This window comes from Mycobacterium sp. NPDC050441 (assembly GCF_040655355.1).
Taxonomy (GTDB): Bacteria; Actinomycetota; Actinomycetes; order Mycobacteriales; family Mycobacteriaceae; genus Mycobacterium.
On record NZ_JBFAJS010000006.1, the window covers coordinates 493,967 to 513,608 of the forward strand.

Genomic DNA, 19,642 nt, shown 5'->3' on the forward strand with positions numbered 1-19,642 from the left:
TCTTTCAATCGGTCTGGTTACGGCGCTTCCTGCGCTTGACGCTCACGCTGCCCCACAGGGAGAAACCGCGGATGTGGACCCGCGGCGCCCCGGACGTGCCGGCCCCGTCGACGCTGTGATCGAAGTTCCCCATCACGCCCACACCATCGACATCCACATTCACCTCGGGTGGCACCAGGATGGTCTGCCCGCCGAAGATCGAATAGGTGCGGACATCGACGTCGGGTGCGGTGAAATCGGCATAGCGCAGATCGACCACTCCGCCACCGAAGAGCGCGAACGTCGTCAGCTTCTTCGGCACGTTCCACCGGCCGCGGCGCTCGAACCCACTCATGATCGCCAGCAGCAGCGTCGAGGGGGCGGGGCGACAGTGTCCGGCCGAACAGTTCACCGCGCCGGGAAGGTCGCGGCTGAGCCGGGCCAGATCGTCATAGGTCTGCGCCGCGTAGGCCTTTGCTAGCCGGTCCTCGTATTCGTTCATCGGCAGCCGGCCCGCGGCGGCAGCATCGGTGAGCAGCTGCGCCACCTGGATGCGGTCGGTGTCGGCAGCCCGCATCGACCTGTCCTGCGGCGCTGAAGTGCTCATCGCTGTCGAGCCTACGACTATCGCTGTCACATGCAAGACCAGTAGCCAAACTGTGTCGCCGGGGTGGAGGAAGTGGACCCTGCCCGGCGCCGGTGATCTATCCGCCAGTTACGAGATAGTCCTGGAACGAAATGCCGTCGACTGCATTTTCCGGGGTCAGATTGGCCCCCGACCTGTAACCGGCGACGATCCGGCCGGGGATGGTGAATCTGGCCACCCGACGCACGCTGTTGTGTGCTGTCAGATACATCTGTCCCAACTCTGGGTGACTGTGGATGCTGGGGCCGCCGATGTCGGACACCCGCCCGGCCGGCTCTGAATCGATCAGCGCGACCAGTCGGGAGGCCACATCCCGGGTGTCGATCGGCTGGAATCGGACGTCGCGCAACGCCCACAAAACAGGTGAAAATCGCTGTGCCGAGAACGTCTTTTCAATTAGCTCGTGGAACTGCGTCGCGCGCAGGATCGTGTGCCCGACCCCGGACGTCTCGAGCGCCTGCTCGACCCGCAACTTGGTCTTGTAATAAGGAAGCGGGATGTCGTCGATCCCGACGATCGAGATATAGATGAGGTGCCCGACGCCCTTGCGTCGTACGGCCTCGATCAGGTTCCGGGCCGCCCGGACGTCCTTGCTCCCGGTGGCTTGCGTGGCGCAATGGACGACGACGTCCACGCCGTCGAGTGCGGCATTCAAACCGCCGGGGGACAGCAGGTCGGCCTGGTGCCAGTGCACGCCCGTGTAACCGACCCGCTCCCGGCGGCTCAACGCGCGGACCTGATGACCGGCATCGGTCGCCTCGGGCACCACATGGTGGCCGAGAGTGCCGCTCGCCCCGGTGACGAGCACAGTGCGTGGCATGCCCGCCACGCTACCGACGCGTCACCGGGGCTGTCAGCAATTAGGCGGCCGCGTTGGCCGACTTCTCCTTCTTCTCGGCCTTGACCTTCTTGGTCGTGGGCTTCTTCGCCTTGTTCGTATCCTTCTTGCCGCTGGTGGCGTCCTTCATGTCCTTCGCCGCGTTATCGACGGAGTCTTTGACGTCCTTGGCGGCACTGTCGACCGCGTCGCGCACCTTGGCGACCGTCTCTTGGACGGTCTTCTTGACCGGGTCCTTCGCGTCGGCGGCATGGCGCGCCTTGGCCTTGGCCTTCAGCGAGTCCTTGTCCACCCCAAAGGCCTTGAGGACGTCCTTGGCCGGAGTCGGCTTGGCGTCGGTGTTGTCGGTGCCTTCTTGACCGGCGGTGGGCGCCTCGAGGCTCAGAGTCTTGAGCAGGCCGTCGCCCGATGGGGCCGAGGTGAGGGACTTCTTGGCGGACTGCTTGTCGGCCGTGGATCCGTTGACCTTCAGCATGCTGTCGATGGCGGCCTCCATCTGAGCATTCGCGTCATCGAGCGCATGGGTGACCGGGGCCAGGCCCTTCTCGACGGCATCGAAGACCGGGTCGGCACCCTTCTGCACGGCCTCCAAGGCGTCAGACAAGGCCTTGGCGACTGCCACCGACACGGCGTTCTTCACGATCGGTTTGAAGTCCGCCCCCGGCAGTGCCGGGACCCAGGCATCCGGGTTCAGGGCGTGGGCCTGAATACCGTCGATCAGCGCGTCGAACACGATCTCATTGGCCGCCAGCTGCTGCGTCGGGGTGAGCGGGGAATGCCATAGGTAGGCCTGGTCGCCGGCTTCGGCGAAGGTGCGTTCCAGGTTCGCGGGGTTGACGTCCTGGTACCCCATGTTCACCATTTTGCGCAGCGCGTCTTCGACGCTGTCGGTCAATGGGGTCGGGATATGAACGCCCGGAACGAGATTGGCCAGATGCGGAACCATCCGGAACGGCTCGAGCAACGGGAGATTGCCTGAATCGTAGGTGATGTACGTGGCCTTGCCGGGGAAGTCGAGGAAGTTCACGTTGAAGAGCTTCAGCAAGTCGCCGATGACCGGGATCATCTGCACGCCTTGGCCGCCGGTCGGGTCGATCATCACCTTCACGCCGTCAGCGATACCGCCGATCAAATTCGGCAGGACGTGGCTGCCGATGTTGTTGCCCTCGTCGGGCAGGAGGTAGGTGAGGAACACTCCGGCCGCAGCCGAGTTCGCCCAGGCAAGTGGGCTCAGCGTGGTGGGCACATCCGAGAGCGGATTGTAGGCCCAGGTGATGTCGAGGATCGAGGTGTTGAGAACCTTGGTGATCTTGCCGCCGTTGGCGTCCTCGTTGGTGTAGCTGCCCGCATCCGGCGTCGTGAGATCGAGCCCGAACAGGTTGGTGAAAGGTGTTGCCAGCGCGAACAATCCCCCGCCGGGGCGGCTGGGGTTGTTGACGAAAATCAGCCACTGGCCGGTGACCCCATCGCCCCAGTTCGGGTCGTTGGACTGCACCGCATTGATCATGTCGCGGTAGGCCAGCGACGTGGTGAGCCCGCCCAGGCTCTCCGAGAGAATGATGGAGCGGCGCTGATTCAGGATCGGCCACTGTTTGACCAGTCCCGCGAGGGTTTGGTTGATAAAGGGCACCCCGTCGAGGCCGAACATCTTGGCGAGGCCGGTGAGGGTGTAGTCCAGCCCGTTGACCGCGTTGTAGACGTCATCGGGCATCGGGCCCTTGACCCCGGCCTCGATCGGTGAAACGGCGTCGAGCAGGTTCAGCAGCCCAATGACGGTGTCGGCCAACGCGGTATTGCCGGTCAAGCCGCCGGCGGCCTTGATCACGTTCTCGGGCGTGATGCCGAGGGCTTGCGCGGTCCAGAAGATCGGACCCACCCCGTAGATCCCGACGATGTCGGGGATCTTGCCGATGTCGGAGGACGCGGTCAGCTCGACATCCGCTTGCACACTGCGGTTGTGGGCCGCCAGCGCCTCCGGCGCGGAAGAGGCGACGCCGGCGGTCAGCGCCGCCGTAGTCGCGACGATCGCCGCCGCGGTGGCTGCTGCCTTCGCTTTGTGCAGACGGGGAGAGGTGGGCTGTGACATCAAGCGCGCCGCCTTTGGAGTGTGATGTGGCCTACAGTGCTCGCACACTGTAGCAACGTATTTTTGGCACGTTGCAAATTTGCGCAGGCGTCCAAATTGCGTCTGAGTTGGGCGATCCGGCAGCGAACCTGAGAACTTCGACCGCGTTGATCGCAGCCGCATCTAGGCCCCCACCTGCACCGAGAAATGGGTGCTCGTCTAGCAAACTTATGAGGCCCTCGAACAAATGGTGAAGTCACGGGTGGCGCGACGTTGGTTCGTCAGCAACCACCGGCGGACTATGGGGCCTGGAAGGTGCTCGCGCTGTCGTGGACAGCCTTCATCGCGTTGCCCACGCGGACAACTTCGAGCATCGGAGGTGGTGGGTCCAGGGCCGCGGCCGGCCCCGGACCCACCGGACAATTAGCTCAAGCGGGTGCCTTCTGTTGTGCCCCAGCCGGTATCAGGCCGAGCTGCTGCAACATGCCCAGGGTGTCCCAGGTGACCCAGCTTTCGGCGATCTTGCCGTCTTCGATCCGGTCGACATTGGTCAGGTTGATCCGGCTGTGCTTGCCGGTGGCGGGCTGGCCCATGATCTCGCCGGTGTTGTCGCCCTGTGCCTCGATCATCGTGCAGACATGATCGCCTTCGGCGATCTGCATCTTGACGTCAAATCGCATGTTGGAGAAAGACGTCCGATACATCCCCATGAGGCTTTTCATGTGTTGGGGGCCGCGCTGGTCGCCGAACGGATCCTGGGTGTCGTGGAAGGCGGCACCCGGAGCGACGAGATCGTCCAGCTCGCTGAGGTCGCCGGAGGCAAATACCTCCCAGATGCGTCGGGAAATCGCCTTGTTCTGATCATCGGCCATGATTCCGGCCTTTCATGGGGAAACCGCACGGCAGAGGACGTCCGCACAAGAAACGGTAGAACCGCGATCAGCAATGCGACAGAGACGCCGCAGCGTTTGCTGTCACAGGCAATTACCGTCAACTTCGCGCGCAATGTCTGAGCTGCTGCGTCTGCCGCGGAGGTGTCGACCGGTGCCGCAGATTTTGCCCTGGGATTCGGTCCGGCGCCGACGGGCCGGGGCGGCGCGCGGAGCGTCAGGACCGCGCCATTGCGCTGCGCGGTCCGCGCCTATCCGGCCGAAGTGAGCTTTTTGGCGACGAGGCGCGCGACAGCGACTGCGGTGTCGGCGTTCGAAGCCGTGTCGCCTGCTGCTGCGGTGCCGAGGACATCGACATCCACGATGTAGTGGGACGCCGTGGTGACGGCGCGCTGTAGCGGCATCGGTGTGATGATGCCGTCTGTTGTCGACACCACCAGGTTGGCCGTCAAGAACCCGTCTGCGTCGTCAGCCTGGATGACCTTGTCGCTGAGGGTTATAGCGTCCATCGGCTGGGTCACGGTCTTGCCCCGACATGATTGCCACTGTGGAGCGGTGTCGCGGTACCAGGCACGTGCATCGTCTGGTGTGTCCACGTCGATGACGGCGATCGACACCGTGACAGACCGAGCACTGCGGGCATCCTTTGGTGATTCCCAGATACCGGTGGCGGCGGCACCGGCCGGAACATGCTGATACACAAAGCGGATTCTGGCGTGGGTGAGCGCTGCACATTCAGCGGGCGAGATGTTTTCCGGGTCGCCCCTCAGCACCTCGATGCCACCGACCTGGATCGGCGAGGTCACCTGCACAGACTCGCCTAGGGTCTGCCCCAACTCGGGGAGGGTCGGCATCCCACGCTCAACCGGGCTGGGCTGGGCCTTCATCGCGTTGCCCGCGATCGCGGTTGAACACCCCGTCAGCTGCACGGCAAATAGCGTCACCGCGGTGATCAGCCGGACTCGCGTCATCGAACTGACAATAGTGCGGAGGTTGCGGATTCTGGAGTGGGTGACGGGTGGTGCCGCTAGCCCGCCCAGCTCGGCGGGCGCTTCTGCAGGAACGCCATCATGCCCTCGCGTGCCTCATCGGAGACGAACAACCGTGCCGACAGCCGGGTCAGATCTTCAGCGTCACGATCGAACCGACGCAGGATCGAAGCCGTCGTCAGCGCCTTCGACGTGGCCAGCCCCTGCGGTGAACCCTTCGCGATCTCACCCGCCAGCGCGGCCACCGCGGATTCGACGTCGTCAGCAGCCTGCGTGATCAGTCCGATCTCGGCCGCCTCGGCGGCGCCGAACTTCTCACCGGTGACGAAGTAACGTCCTGCTGCCCGCGGCGACATCTTCGGCAACAGCGTCAGCGAAATGATCGACGGCGCAACGCCGATACGTGCCTCGGTCAGCGCGAACGTACTCTGCGCACCGGCGACGACGAGATCGCACGCACCGATCAGCCCCATCCCGCCGGCCCGCACGTGTCCCTCGATCGCGCCGATCACCGGCAACGGCAGCTCCAAGATGGCCCGCAGCAGCTTGGTCATCTCCCGGGCCCGGTCCACCGCGATGTCACCGGGATCCTGACCGGCAGCCTCGCTGAGATCTGCTCCCGCGCAGAAGGTCCCACCGGTGTGTCCGAGTACCACCACCCGGACCCCGGGTTCGTCGGCGGCATCCGAGAAGCCCTGGAGCAACTGCTCGACCAGAGCCGTGGACAGCGCGTTGCGGTTGTGCGGGGAGTCCAGCGTCAACCGCGCGACGCTGCCCTTGACCGTGTAGTGGACCAGGGTCGTCATGTCAGTACGACCGGGGGAGGCCCAGTGAGGTCTGTGCGACGAAGTTCAGGATCATCTCGCGGCTCACCGGCGCGATCCGGGCCAGCTTCGACGCAGTCACCGCAGCGGCGATGCCGTACTCCTTGGTCAGGCCGTTGCCGCCGAGGGACTGCACGGCCTGATCGACCGCCCGCACCGACGCCTCACCTGCCGCGTACTTGGCCATGTTGGCTGCCTCGGCGGCGCCGAAGTCGTCGCCGGCGTCATACAGCGTCGCGGCCTTCTGCATCATCAACTTGGCCAGCTCCACCTCGATGTGGTTCTGCGCCAGCGGATGTGACAGACCCTGGTGCGAGCCGATCGGCACTTTCCATACCTGGCGGGTCTTCACATAGTCGACCGCCTTGTTGATCGCGAACCGGCCCACACCCACCGCGCTGGCTGCGCCCATGATGCGTTCGGGGTTCAGCCCCGCGAACAGCTGCGCGATCGCGGCATCTTCCGAACCGACCAACGCATCGGCAGGCAGCCGGACGTCGTCGAGGAACACCTGGAACTGGCTCTCCGGGCTGACGATCTCCATCTCGATCTTGGTCCAGCTCAGGCCCGGAGTGTCGGTCGGGATGACGAACAGCGCGGGCTTGAGATTTCCGGTCTTGTGGTCCTCGGTGCGTCCGACGACGAGCACGGCCTGCGCCTGATCGATGCCGGAGATGAACGTCTTCTGGCCCTTGAGGATCCAGTCGCTGCCGTCGCGGCGCGCGGTGGTGGTGATGCGGTGGCTGTTGGAACCCGCATCCGGCTCGGTGATCGCGAAGGCCATGGTGATCGACCCGTCGGCGATACCGGGGATCCAGCGCTTCTTCTGTTCCTCGGTGCCGAACTTGGAGATGATCGTGCCGTTGATCGCGGGGGAGACGACCATCATCAGCAGCGCCGACCCGGCCGCCGACATCTCCTCCATCACCATGGACAGCTCGTACATGCCGGCGCCGCCGCCGCCGTACTCCTCGGGCAGGTTCACCCCGATGAAGCCGAGTTTGCCTGCCTCGTTCCACAATTCAGTGGTGTGTTGACCGGAGCGGGCCTTCTCCAGGTAGTAGTCCTGCCCGTAGTTGGCGGCCATCGCGGCGACCGCCTGGCGCAATGCCTTCTGTTCCTCGGTCTCGATGAAGCTCATGACTGTTCTCCTTCAGTGGTTGCGCCGATTTCCAAGCGGGCTAGCGTAGCGCCGACCTCGACCTGCTGGCCTGCGGCGACATTGAGTTCGGCGAGCACCCCGTCTTCGGGGGCGGCGATGGTGTGCTCCATCTTCATGGCTTCCAGCCAGATCAGGGGTTGTCCGGCGGTGACGGTATCGCCGACGGAGGCGCCGACTCGCACCACCGAACCGGGCATCGGCGCCAGCAGTGAGCCGTGCGCCACCGCATCGTCGGGATCAGGGAAGCGGGGTAGCGCATTGAGCTGTACGGGGCCCAGCGGCGAGTCGACGAACACCTGATCGCCGTACGTCGCCACGTCGAACGCACGCTCAACGCCGTTGATGGCCAGCACCACGCGGTCCGGTGTCGCCGACACCAGGGAAACGCCGTCGTCGTCGGGCAACTCGACTCCGGCGCGGGTGAACCGGTAGCGCACCGGGACGTCCTCGCCCGCGGCATCGCGGTAGGTCCGGGACTGGTATCCCGAGGGCAGATTGCGCCAGCCGCTCGGTGCGGCAGCGAAAACCCGTGCGCTGCCGCGGTTGTGAGCGGCGCCGGCCAGGGCGGCGGCGATCGCCGAAAGCGTCACCACTCCGGCATCTGCCAGGGGGGCAGCCAGGACGTCGAGGCCGTGCGTGTCGAAGAACGCCGTGTCGGTGGCCCCGTCCAGGAACGCCGGATGTCTCAGCACATTGACCAGCAGATCGCGGTTGGTGCGCAGTCCGTGAATCCGGGTGCGGGCCAACGCGTCGGCGAGCACGGTCGCGGCCTGACGGCGGGTCGGGGCGTACGAGATGACCTTGGCCAGCATCGGGTCGTAGAAGATCGACACCACCGAGCCGTCCTCGATACCGGTGTCGACGCGGACCTGCCCGGGTACGTCGAACCGATGCACAGTGCCGGCCTGCGGCTGCCAGCCCTTGGCCGGATCTTCGGCGTAGAGGCGGACTTCGATGGCCGAACCGTGCGAGGCCGGAGGCTCGGCGTCGAGCCGGCCGCCGTCGGCAACTGCGATCTGGAGCTCGACCAGATCGAGGCCTGTGGTGGCCTCGGTGACCGGATGCTCCACCTGCAGGCGGGTATTCATCTCCAGGAAGTAGAAGTCGCCCTTCTCGTCCGCCATGAACTCGACCGTGCCGGCACCGGCGTAGCCGATCGCCTCCGCGGCCAGGCGGGCCGCGTCGAACAACTTCTCCCGCATACCCGGGGTGCGCTCGACGAGGGGAGAGGGGGCCTCCTCGATGACCTTCTGGTGGCGACGCTGGATGGAGCACTCGCGCTCGCCGACCGCCCACACCGTGTCGTGCTGATCGGCCAGCACCTGCACCTCGACGTGGTGACCGGCGGCCAGGTAGCGCTCACAGAACACGGTCGGGTCGCCGAACGCCGACTGTGCCTCACGCTGGGCTGCGGCCACTTCGGTTGGCAGATCCGCCAGTTCACGCACGACGCGCATGCCGCGGCCACCGCCGCCGGCGGATGCCTTCACCAGGACCGGCAGTTGATCGGCCGTCACGGTGGACGGATCGAGTTCGGCCAGCACCGGAACGCCGGCCGCGGCCATCATCTTCTTGGCCTCGATCTTGGAGCCCATGGCCTGCACGGCCTTCACCGGCGGACCGATCCATGTCAGCCCGGCATCGATCACGGCGGCGGCGAAATCGGGGTTCTCCGAGAGGAACCCGTAACCGGGGTGGATCGCATCGGCACCGGAGGCCCGGGCCGCGGCGATGATCTGGGCGGAATCGAGGTAGCCGTTGTTGCCCTCCAGACGCACCCGGGCGTCGGCCTCGGCGACATGTGGGGAACCGGCGTCAGGATCGGTGTAGACCGCGACGGTACCGATACCCAGGCGGCGGCAGGTCTCGAAGACCCTGCGGGCGATCTCGCCGCGATTGGCGACGAGGACTGTTTTCATTTCGTTTCTCCGTCGGCAATACGGTTTGTGATGGATTTCGGCCGAAATTCGTCAGAATGCGTAGTCTCGGTGCGCAAGATAGTCATGACGCGCCTCACATCCTGAAGACGCCGAAGTTCGACGTCCCCTCGATCGGGCCATTGGCGATGGCGGACAAGCACATTCCGAGCACGGTTCGGGTATCCCGGGGATCGATCACCCCGTCGTCGTACAGCCGGCCGGACAGGAACATCGGCAGCGACTCGGCCTCGATCTGTGCCTCGACGGCGGCGCGCAGCGCGGCGTCGGCGGCCTCGTCGACCGCCTGGCCGCGGGCCTCGGCGGCGGCGCGGCTGACGATCGAGAGCACCCCGGCAAGCTGGGTGCCGCCCATCACGGCGGACTTGGACGACGGCCAGGCGAACAGGAATCGCGGGTCATACGCGCGTCCGCACATGCCGTAGTGGCCTGCACCGTAGGAGGCGCCGAGCAGCAGCGAGATGTGCGGCACCGTCGAATTGGACACGGCATTGATCATCATCGAGCCGTGCTTGATCATGCCGCCCTCTTCGTACTGCTTGCCCACCATGTAGCCGGTGGTGTTGTGCAGGAACAGAAGTGGGGTGTCGGAACGGTTGGCCAGCTGGATGAACTGGGTGGCCTTCTGCGACTCCTCGCTGAACAGCACGCCGCGGGCGTTGGCCAGGATGCCGATCGGGTAGCCGTACAGCGTGGCCCATCCCGTCACCAGCGACGACCCGTACAGCGGCTTGAACTCGTCGAAATCCGAGCCGTCGACGATGCGGGCGATCACGTCGCGCGGGTCGAACGGGATACGCAGATCGGCGGGCACGATGCCGATGAGCTCATCCGGATCGAAGAGCGGCTCGACCACCGGCGCGGGGACGGGTCCCTCCTTGCGCCAGTTCAGTCGGGCCACGATGCGCCGGCCGATCCGGATGGCATCGAGTTCATCGTTGGCCAGGTAGTCGGCCAGACCCGAAGTGCGGGCGTGCATCTCGGCACCGCCCAGCGACTCGTCGTCGGACTCCTCACCGGTGGCCATCTTGACCAGCGGCGGACCGGCCAGGAACACCTTGGAGCGTTCCTTGATCATCACCACGTGATCGGACATGCCCGGCACATACGCGCCGCCGGCGGTCGAGTTGCCGAACACCAAAGCGACGGTCGGGATGCCGGCCGCCGACAGCCGGGTCAGGTCGCGGAACATCTGCCCGCCCGGGATGAAGATCTCCTTCTGCGTCGGCAGATCGGCGCCACCGGACTCGACCAGGGAGACCACCGGTAGCCGGTTCTCCATCGCGATCTGGTTGGCGCGCAGGATCTTCTTGAGCGTCCACGGGTTGCTGGTGCCGCCCTTGACCGTCGGATCATTCGCGACGATCAGGCACTCGACACCTTCGACGGCGCCGATACCGCAGACGACGCTGGCGCCCACGGTGAAATCGCTGCCCCAGGCGGCCAGCGGGCTCAGCTCCAGGAACGGTGCGTCCGGATCCAGCAGCAGCTCGACGCGCTCGCGGGCGGTGAGCTTGCCGCGGCCGTGATGGCGGTCGACATACTTGGGCCCGCCACCGGCCACGGCTTTGGCGTGCTCGGTGTCGAGTTCGGTGAGCTTGGTCGCCATCGCCTCGGCGGCCTCGGTGAACCCGGGGGAGCGGGGATCGATGGTGGACTTCAGAGTGGTCACGACTGGAACCCCAATGTCTTTGCGGCCAACGAGGTCAGGATCTCGGTGGTGCCACCGCCGATACCCAGGATGCGCATGTCACGGTACTGACGCTCGACCTCGGACTCGGCCATGTAGCCCATACCGCCGAACAACTGGACGGCTTGATTCGCCACCCACTCACCGGTCTCGACGGCGGTGTTCTTGGCGAAGCACACCTCGGTGATCAGATTCGTCTCGCCCGCAAGCTGCCGCTCGACCACATGGCGCGTGTAGATCCGGGCCACGTCGATCCGCCGGGCCATCTCGGCCAACGTGTTCTGCACCGACTGCCGGGCGATCAGCGGCTTGCCGAAGGTCTCCCGGTTACGGCACCACTCGACGGTCAGATCCAGGCAGCGCTGCGCGCTGGCATAGGCCTGCACGGCCAGCCCGACCCGCTCGGACACGAATGCCGCGGCGATCTGCAGGAAGCCGGAGTTCTCGGCCCCGATCAGGTTGGCCACCGGCACCCGCACATCGGTGTAGGACAGCTCGGCGGTATCGCTCGATCGCCAACCCATCTTGTCGAGCTTGCGGCTCACCTCGAACCCGGGAGTGTTCTTGTCCACCACGATCAGCGAGACGCCCGCCGCGCCCGGACCGCCGGTGCGGGACGCGGTGACGACGTAATCGGCCCGCACACCCGAGGTGATGTAGGTCTTGGCGCCGTTGAGGATGTAATCATCGCCATCGCGGGCGGCCTTCGTGGTGAGGTGCCCGACGTCGGAGCCGCCACCGGGTTCGGTGATGGCCAACGATCCGATGAGATCCCCACGCAGCGTGGGCTTCACATACGTCTCGATCAGGCGCTCATCGCCCGAGGCGATCATGTGCGGCACCGCGATGCCGCAGGTGAACAACGAGGCGAATACGCCGCCGGGTGAACCCGCGTAATGCATTTCCTCGCAGATGATCACCGCGTCGGCGCCGTCACCGCCGCCACCGCCGACCGACTCGGGGAAATTGGCCCCGAGCAGGCCGGCCTCGCCGGCCTTGCGGTGCAGTTCGCGCGGTAGCTCGCCGGTGCGCTCCCACTCGTCGGCGTGGGGCAGCACCTCGCGATCGGCGAAACTGCGCACGGTCTTGCGCAATGCCTCACGCTCGGGCGAAGTCCAGATGCTCACTTGATGAGTTCCTCCGGGATATCGAGATGACGGCTGCGCAACCATTCGCCCAGCCCCTTGGCCTGCGGATCGAACCGGGCTTGATACGCGACGCCCTTGCCGAGAATGCCTTCGATCACAAAGTTGACGGCCCGCAGATTCGGCAGCACGTGCCGGGTGACCGGCAGATCGGCTGTCTCGGGCAGTAATTCGCGAAGTTTGTCGACGGTCAGCGTGTGGGCCAGCCAGCGCCACGCCTCGTCAGTGCGTACCCACACCCCGACGTTGGCCGACCCGCCCTTGTCGCCGCTGCGGGCGCCGGCGATCGTGCCGAGCGCGGCGCGCCGAGTGGAACCGGCCGGGAGTGCCTCGGGCATCACCGGGTCGGAAACCGGGGCCAGGTCGAGGGTGTCGGTCGCGGGCGCGATACCGATCCGGGTGCCATCGGCATGCACGGCGACGTGCGGCACCTCGGTGGCGTCGACGTAGCCAGGTACGAACACTCCATATATCTGACCTTCACCCGGGGGTGCGGTAGTGGTGAATCCCGGGTAGCTCGCCAGCGCGAGTTCCACTCCCGCCGAGGAGAATTGGCGCCCGACCAGGTTGGGATCCGGGTCCCGGACCACGCAGTGCAGCAGGGCGCTGGCGGCCTCCTCGGTATCGGCATCCGGATGATCTGTGCGGGCCAGCGTCCAATCCAGTTCGGCCGGACGGACTTTCAGGCCGGCCTCCAACTGGCTGCGCACGAGCTGCGCCTTGGCTTCGATGTCCAGGCCGGTCAATACGAACGTGGCGGCGTTGCGGAACCCGCCGATGCTGTTGCACGACACCTTCAACGTCGGGGGCGGGGCCTCACCGGTCACGTTGGAAATCCGAACCCGGTCGGAGCCATCGGGGCCCTCCTGGCTCAACTGCAGCGAGTCGACGCGCAGCGTCACGTCGGGATTGGCGTAGCGGGCGCCGGTGATCTCGTAGAGCAGCTGTGCGGTGACCGTGCCGACGCTGACCTGCCCGCCGGTGCCCGCATGTTTGGTGATCACCGAGGAGCCGTCGGCGGAGATCTCGGCGATCGGGAAGCCGGGGCGGGCCAGATCGGGAATCTCTCCAAAGAAGGAGTAATTGCCACCGGTGGCCTGGGTGCCGCACTCGATCACGTGGCCGGCGGCCACCGCGCCCGCCAGCGCGTCGTAGTCAGTGGCCGACCAGCCGAAGTGCGCGGCCGCGGGCCCGACGATCACCGAGGCGTCCGTCACCCGGCCGGTGACCACGACGTCGGCGCCGGAATTCAGGCAGTCGACGATGCCCCAGGCGCCCAGATAGGCATTGGCGGCCAGGGGAGTGCCCAAGCCGAGCTCGGCTGCCCGTCCCACCAGGTCGTCGCCCTCGACATGAGCGACGTTGACGTCGAGGCCAAGGCGCTCGGCCAGGGCCCGGACTGCGGCTGCCAGCCCCGCCGGGTTCAGCCCGCCGGCGTTGGCCACGATCTTCACGCCCTTGTCGAGGGCCAGGCCGAGCGACTGCTCCAACTGGGTCAGGAAGGTCTTGGCGTAGCCGCGCTCGGGATTCTTGGCCCGGTCACGGGCCAGGATCAGCATGGTGAGCTCGGCGAGGTAATCGCCGGTCAGATAGTCCAGCTCACCATCGGTGAGCATGTCGTGCATCGCGGAGAGCCGGTCTCCGTAGAACCCCGAACAGTTGCCGATCCGTACTACTGGTGGCACACGTACTCCCGTCAACGCCGAAAGGGACCCAACCAACCGGTAGGTTAGCGGGTACCGCCGGTCCCACGTCAAGGGCTGACCTATCGCTCCAGCGTTTTGGATCCCGCCGTTTTGGAACCGATGGCGCGCAACCGTTACTCTGTACCTATTCGTCGCCGCCGGCGAGCTCATTTCGATTCGCGCGGCAACAACCCGAAGCAAGGAGATGCACGTCATGGCTGTGCCCAAGCGCAGAATGTCGCGCGCGAACACCCGTAGCCGGCGCGCGCAGTGGAAGGCCGAGGCCACCGGTCTCGTCGGCGTCAATGTCGCCGGTCAGCAGCACAAGGTGCCGCGCCGTCTGCTCAAGGCCGCTCGTCTCGGCCTGGTCGACCTCGACAAGCGCTAGAACCGCAGACACTTCCTCAAAAAGCGCTATCACTCGTGATAGCGCTTTTTGTCGTGCTCGGGGCCGTCTCAGGGTCAGAAAACGTGTGGTGAATTTGCGGCGCGCCTCTCAGCCCACTCTCAGACAGCGGGTTGAAACTGGGGCTGTGCGCATACTTGTCGTTGACGACGATCGCGCTGTGCGCGAATCCCTGCGCCGGTCGCTTTCTTTCAATGGATATTCGGTCGAGCTCGCCCAAGATGGGGTTGAAGCGCTCGAGGCGATTTCCAATGACCGGCCTGACGCTGTGGTTCTGGACGTGATGATGCCGCGGCTGGACGGCTTGGAGGTGTGCCGGCAGCTCCGCAGCACCGGCGACGATCTGCCGATCCTGGTGCTGACGGCCCGCGACTCGGTCTCTGAACGCGTCGCCGGGCTGGACGCCGGTGCGGATGACTACCTGCCCAAGCCGTTTGCGCTCGAGGAGCTGCTGGCGCGGATGCGGGCGTTGCTGCGCCGGACCGTCATTGATGACGGCACCGATTCGCAGAAGATGTCGTTCACAGACCTGACCCTGGACCCGGTGACCCGCGAGGTGACCCGCGGCGAGCGTCAGATCAGCCTCACCCGCACCGAGTTCTCGCTGCTGGAAATGCTGATCGCCAACCCGCGGCGGGTGCTGACCCGTAGCCGCATCCTCGAAGAGGTCTGGGGTTTCGACTTCCCGACCTCAGGCAACGCCCTCGAGGTGTACATCGGCTACCTGCGCCGCAAGACCGAGGCCGAAGGCGAGCCCCGGTTGATCCACACTGTGCGCGGCGTCGGTTACGTGCTGCGCGAAACGCCCCCCTGATTTGATGGCGCTCAACGCAAACACCTGGCGAACCGCCACCGACTCTGGGCGGCTCGCCGCCGTGAACCTGCGCAACACCAGCTCACTGTCATTGCGCTGGCGCGTGATGATGCTCGCGATGTCGATGGTGGCCATGGTGGTCGTGCTGATGGCCGTCGCCGTCTACGCCGTGGTCTCCCGCGCGCTCTATGACGACCTGGACAACCAGCTGCACAGCCGCGCCCGCCTGCTCATCGAGAGCGGATCGCTGGCCGCCGATCCCGGCAAGGCGATCGAGGGCACCGCGTACTCCGACGTCAACGCGATGCTGGTGATCCCCGGCCGCTCGATCTACACGGCCAACCAGCAGGGCCAGATGCTGCCACTGGGCACGGCCGAGAAGGACGTCATCTCGGGCGAGCTGCTGATGTCCCTGCGCACCGCCAACCACCAGCGTGTGCTCGCGGTGCACCTGGCCAACGGCAGCTCGCTGCTGATCTCCAAGAGCCTGGCACCCACTGTCCAAGTGCTGAGACGTCTGGGCACGGTGCTGCTCATCGTCGGCGGTGTCGGAGTCGCGGTGGCAGCAATGGCCGGTGGTGCGGTGGCCCGAGCCGGGCTCAGACCGGTGGGCAGACTGACCGAAGCCGCGGAGCGGGTGGCCCGCACCGACGACCTGCGGCCCATCCCGGTCGTTGGCAGCGATGAGCTGGCGCGGCTCACCGAGGCGTTCAACATGATGCTGCGGGCGCTGGCCGAATCGCGGGAACGCCAGTCGAGGCTGGTCTCCGACGCCGGGCACGAGCTGAGAACCCCGCTGACCTCGCTGCGCACCAACGTCGAACTGTTGATGGCCTCGCAGGCGCCCGGGGCGCCGCCGCTGCCCAGGGACGAGATGGACGGGCTGCAGCAGGATGTGGTCGCCCAGATCGAGGAGCTCTCCACCCTGGTCGGCGACCTCGTCGACCTCACCCGCGACGATGCCGGCGGCATCACCCCGGAGCCGGTCGACATGTCCGAGGTCGTCGACCGCAGCCTGGAGCGGGTCCGGCGGCGCCGCAATGACATCGACTTCGACGTCGACGTCACCGGGTGGCAGGTGTTCGGCGATGCGCCCGGACTGGGCCGTGCCGTGCTCAACCTGCTCGACAACGCCGCCAAGTGGAGTCCGGCCGGCGGACGTGTCGGGGTCCGGTTGAATCAGATCGATCCGACGCATGCCGAGCTGGTGGTCTCCGACCGCGGGCCCGGTATCCCTCCGCAGGAACGTGCGCTGGTGTTCGAGCGGTTCTACCGATCCGACGCCGCCAGGGCGATGCCGGGATCCGGCCTCGGATTGGCTATCGTCCAGCAGGTGGTGCTCAAGCACGGCGGCGCATTGCGCATCGACGAGACCGTGCCGGGCGGCACCCCGCCGGGGGCTTCGTTTCACATGGTGCTGCCGGGGCAGCCGATCTCGAATGCCGATGCGACACACATGCACCGGGTCGGTGGTGGGCACACCGTCGGCGCGGAGAAAAAGTGAGACAGTTAAGTCGGTCGGGGGACCAGTCATGGATGGATCAGAAATCTCTAAGTGGATTCTCAGCCCATCTGGGCAACCTGAGTGACCACGACTTCGTTTGACGAAGTGACGGACACGAGGGTTGGACATACGGGTCGGACCGGATCGGCGTAACTGGCCGGCGGACCTTTTACAAGAGAAGAGCACGCAGCACAATGACGAACCACCCGAGGTACCCCCAGCAGCCGGAGCAGCATCCCGCCGGCGCCCCCGGATACGCCGGTGCGCGTCCTGATCCTTACCAGCAGCAGCAGTACGACTGGCGATACGCGCGTCAACAACCGCAGCAGCAACAGCTGCCGCCGCCGCAGCAGTCGCACCAGCCACAGCAACCCCAGAGTCAGCAACACCAGCCGCCGCAGCAGGCCTACCGCGCCCCGTATGACCCGTACCGGATTCCGGCCAGCCCGCAGCCCGTCCCGGCGAAGAAGCGTTCCAGGACCGGCGTAGTGGCCGGAGCGCTCGCCGTGGCCGTGGTGTCGGCCGGCATCGGTGGCGGTGTCGCCACCCTCGTGCACGACGACCACCCGCGCCTCGGCACGCAGGGCCTCGGCGCCGCGCCGACCGTCCCCGCGGCCGCCCTGCCCCCGGGCTCGGTGGAGCAGGTGGCGGCCAAGGTCGTGCCGAGTGTGGTCAAGCTCGAGACCGACTTGGGCCGCGCATCCGAGGAGGGCTCCGGCATCATCCTCACCGCCGACGGCCTCATCCTGACCAACAACCATGTCGTGCAGGCCGCCAAGCCGGGCGGGCCCGGCCCCGCGCCGGTACCGGGCGGGGCACCGGCACCGGCCGGCGCCCAGACCAAGGTGACGTTCTCCGACGGGACCACCAAGTCGTTCACCGTGGTGGGCACCGACCCGAGCAGTGACATCGCGGTGGTGCGCGCGCAAGACGTCTCGGGCCTCACCCCGATCACCGTCGGCTCGTCGGCCAACCTGCGGGTGGGCCAGGACGTGGTGGCCGTCGGGTCACCGCTGGGCCTGGAAGGCACCGTCACCACCGGCATCGTCAGCGCGCTGAACCGTCCGGTCGCCGCCGGTGGCGACGCCCGTAACCAGAACACCGTGCTCGATGCCATCCAGACCGACGCCGCGATCAACCCGGGCAATTCCGGTGGCGCGCTGGTCAACATGAACGGCGAGCTCGTCGGCATCAACTCGGCGATCGCCACCATGGGTGGGGATTCGCCGCAGGCGCAGAGCGGCTCGATCGGCCTGGGCTTCGCGATCCCGGTGGATCAGGCCAAGCGGATCGCCGATGAACTGATCCAGAACGGGACGGCCTCACACGCCTCGCTGGGCGTGCAGGTCAGCAATGACACCACCAGCGACGGTGCCAAGATCGTCGAGGTCACTAACGGCGGGGCCGCGGCGGCAGCCGGCCTACCCAGCGGTGTCGTGGTCACCAAGGTCGATGACCGGGTGATCGGCAGTGCTGACGCGCTCGTGGCCGCGGTGCGGTCCAAGGCCCCCGGCGACAAGGTCACGCTGACCTTCCTTGACCAGGGCGGCAAGCCGCAGACCATCGACGTCACCCTCGGCAGGGCCGAGCAGTGAGCACGCTGACCGGACCCGACGGGATGGCCACACTGCGTCTGGCTACACCGTTGTCTGCCGCCGGATATACGGTTGCAGGCATGGAACAGCCAGGGGAGTTGGTGGGCCGGGCGCTCGTCGTCGTCGTGGACGATCGCACTGCACACGGCGAGGAAGACCACAGCGGTCCGTTGGTCACAGAGTTGTTGGGTGAGGCCGGATTCGTCGTCGACGGTGTCGTGGTTGTGGCCGCGGACGAAGTCGAGATCCGCAACGCGCTGAACACCGCGGTGATCGGCGGCGTCGACCTGGTGGTGTCGGTGGGCGGGACGGGGGTGACACCGCGCGATGTGACGCCGGAGGCCACCCTCGACATCCTCGATCGCGAACTGCTGGGCATCGCGGAGGCGTTGCGGGCGTCGGGCCTTTCGGCCGGCATCGTCGATGCCGGGTTGTCCCGCGGCCTGTGCGGAGTCTCGGGCAGCACTCTGGTGGTGAACATCGCCGGGTCACGCGCGGCCGTGCGCGACGGTATGGCCACACTCGGGCCGCTGGCCGCACAGGTGATAGGCCAGTTATCAAGCTTGGAGATCTGAGCGCAAAACGAAACGGCGGCCACCGGCCGCCGTTTCCTTTTGTTGGCGAATGTCGCGTCCGCCGTTCATGCTGGTTAAGAGCAGGTTAACGGGCGTTACATACCGCCCCACTGGGAATGTGATCTTCGTCACAAAGGGGAATCGTGATGCCGGAAGCGAACAAAATGTCCCGTCACGCAGTTAACAAGATCTTCGGCGAGGCCCTCCCGGACATCGCTCCCGACGAACGCGACACCGCTTCGCCGGACGATGATGACGACCGTGACCGGTGGTTGCGGAACAACATTCCTCCCCATCATCAATGAATCGGTGAGCGGCTTGTAAGGGCAGGAAATCCCTACTTGTGCTGCGTGGTCTGGACCTCATCTCGTTACCAAGGCGAACGGCGTCACGGCATTGCCCCGCGGGCCAAGTCGCAGCGTCGTGACCTTGTGCGCCATCTCCCAGCCGGTTTTCAGCAAATTTTGATCGATTGAACGTATGCGGCACTGCGGATATGTGCTTGCGTTGCCGCCCGGATGCCCTCCCGTTATGTTCCTCGTGTCAATGATGAGCATTAAGTAAGAGCAACGTGTGGAGTTCCTAATCCGCATCACATGTTGGTCTTGCGCGGCGGTACGGTCTGCGGGGGCCGGGACGCCAACCACAAACGGTGGGCCTCCGGGAGCGCCGGCGATATAGCTAGGGAGAACATGAAGGCATTCAGTCGGGTGCTGGTCGCGATGGTTGCAGCCATCGCGGCGCTATTTACGAGCACGGGCATTTCTCATGCGGGTCTGGACAATGAACTGAGCCTGGTCGATGGTCAGGATCGGACTCTGACCGTTCAGCAGTGGGACACCTTCCTCAACGGTGTGTTCCCGCTGGACCGCAACCGGCTGACCCGTGAGTGGTTCCA

At 66.1% G+C, this 19,642-nt stretch carries 16 protein-coding genes and 2 pseudogenes; 7 read left to right on the plus strand and 11 right to left on the minus strand.

The features are described 5' to 3' along the window. Positions 1-4 precede the first annotated feature (4 nt). The 11 genes from AB0I14_RS20790 to AB0I14_RS20840 all read right to left on the minus strand — a co-directional run bounded on the left by AB0I14_RS20790 (position 5) and on the right by AB0I14_RS20840 (position 13,850). A complete protein-coding gene (locus AB0I14_RS20790) occupies positions 5-586 on the minus strand; it encodes a DUF1707 domain-containing protein (protein ID WP_358025418.1) in 582 nt (193 codons plus the stop codon). Between the two features lie 97 nt (positions 587-683). Then, entirely contained in the window at positions 684-1,445 is a 762-nt protein-coding gene (locus tag AB0I14_RS20795; protein ID WP_358025420.1) for an NAD(P)H-binding protein, read from the minus strand. Between the two features lie 40 nt (positions 1,446-1,485). Continuing rightward, positions 1,486-3,549, minus strand: coding sequence for a PE-PPE domain-containing protein (locus tag AB0I14_RS20800; protein ID WP_358025422.1), 2,064 nt, complete (start codon positions 3,547-3,549; stop codon positions 1,486-1,488). A 407-nt stretch (positions 3,550-3,956) separates the two neighbouring features. Then, complete coding sequence (locus tag AB0I14_RS20805) at positions 3,957-4,400, minus strand: ester cyclase (RefSeq protein WP_358025424.1); 444 nt, start codon at positions 4,398-4,400, stop codon at positions 3,957-3,959. A 269-nt stretch (positions 4,401-4,669) separates the two neighbouring features. Next, entirely contained in the window at positions 4,670-5,389 is a 720-nt protein-coding gene (locus AB0I14_RS20810; RefSeq protein ID WP_358025426.1) for a sensor domain-containing protein, read from the minus strand. Between the two features lie 56 nt (positions 5,390-5,445). Next, positions 5,446-6,213 (minus strand): enoyl-CoA hydratase family protein, encoded by a 768-nt coding sequence (locus AB0I14_RS20815; protein WP_358025428.1) that lies wholly within the window; start codon positions 6,211-6,213, stop codon positions 5,446-5,448. A 1-nt stretch (position 6,214) separates the two neighbouring features. Then, the gene (locus AB0I14_RS20820) at positions 6,215-7,372 is read right to left on the minus strand and encodes an acyl-CoA dehydrogenase family protein (protein ID WP_358025430.1); all 1,158 of its coding nucleotides are present in this window, start codon (positions 7,370-7,372) and stop codon (positions 6,215-6,217) included. Then, positions 7,369-9,312, minus strand: coding sequence for a biotin carboxylase N-terminal domain-containing protein (locus AB0I14_RS20825; RefSeq protein ID WP_358025432.1), 1,944 nt, complete (start codon positions 9,310-9,312; stop codon positions 7,369-7,371). Before AB0I14_RS20825 ends, AB0I14_RS20820 begins: the two co-directional genes overlap by 4 nt. 94 nt (positions 9,313-9,406) lie before the next feature. Beyond that, positions 9,407-10,939, minus strand: coding sequence for an acyl-CoA carboxylase subunit beta (locus AB0I14_RS20830; RefSeq protein WP_358025521.1), 1,533 nt, complete (start codon positions 10,937-10,939; stop codon positions 9,407-9,409). A gap of 59 nt (positions 10,940-10,998) precedes the next feature. Further along, positions 10,999-12,147 carry an acyl-CoA dehydrogenase family protein gene (locus AB0I14_RS20835; protein WP_358025434.1) on the minus strand — a complete coding sequence of 383 codons (1,149 nt, stop codon included), beginning with the start codon at positions 12,145-12,147 and terminating at the stop codon, positions 10,999-11,001. Continuing rightward, positions 12,144-13,850: an acyclic terpene utilization AtuA family protein gene (locus tag AB0I14_RS20840; RefSeq protein ID WP_358025436.1), complete on the minus strand. Its 1,707-nt coding sequence runs from the start codon at positions 13,848-13,850 to the stop codon at positions 12,144-12,146. Before AB0I14_RS20840 ends, AB0I14_RS20835 begins: the two co-directional genes overlap by 4 nt. A gap of 214 nt (positions 13,851-14,064) precedes the next feature. Here AB0I14_RS20840 and rpmF point away from each other — a divergent pair, with 214 nt between their 5' ends. The 7 genes and pseudogenes from rpmF to AB0I14_RS20875 all read left to right on the plus strand — a co-directional run. Continuing rightward, a complete protein-coding gene (gene rpmF, locus AB0I14_RS20845; protein WP_003885704.1) occupies positions 14,065-14,238 on the plus strand; it encodes a 50S ribosomal protein L32 in 174 nt (57 codons plus the stop codon). 145 nt (positions 14,239-14,383) lie between these two features. Next, positions 14,384-15,070: a response regulator transcription factor gene (locus tag AB0I14_RS20850; RefSeq protein ID WP_358025440.1), complete on the plus strand. Its 687-nt coding sequence runs from the start codon at positions 14,384-14,386 to the stop codon at positions 15,068-15,070. Positions 15,071-15,094: 24 nt separating this feature from the next. After that, positions 15,095-16,574 (plus strand): annotated as a pseudogene (locus AB0I14_RS20855) (HAMP domain-containing sensor histidine kinase). Positions 16,575-16,768: 194 nt separating this feature from the next. Further along, on the plus strand, positions 16,769-18,169 hold the full coding sequence (locus AB0I14_RS20860) for a trypsin-like peptidase domain-containing protein (RefSeq protein ID WP_358025442.1): 1,401 nt from the start codon (positions 16,769-16,771) through the stop codon (positions 18,167-18,169). 32 nt (positions 18,170-18,201) lie between these two features. Continuing rightward, the gene (locus AB0I14_RS20865; RefSeq protein ID WP_071533432.1) at positions 18,202-18,744 is read left to right on the plus strand and encodes a MogA/MoaB family molybdenum cofactor biosynthesis protein; all 543 of its coding nucleotides are present in this window, start codon (positions 18,202-18,204) and stop codon (positions 18,742-18,744) included. Positions 18,745-18,890: 146 nt separating this feature from the next. Beyond that, complete coding sequence (locus tag AB0I14_RS20870; RefSeq protein ID WP_358025444.1) at positions 18,891-19,049, plus strand: hypothetical protein; 159 nt, start codon at positions 18,891-18,893, stop codon at positions 19,047-19,049. Between the two features lie 387 nt (positions 19,050-19,436). Then, positions 19,437-19,642 (plus strand): annotated as a pseudogene (locus AB0I14_RS20875) (porin); the annotation flags it as partial.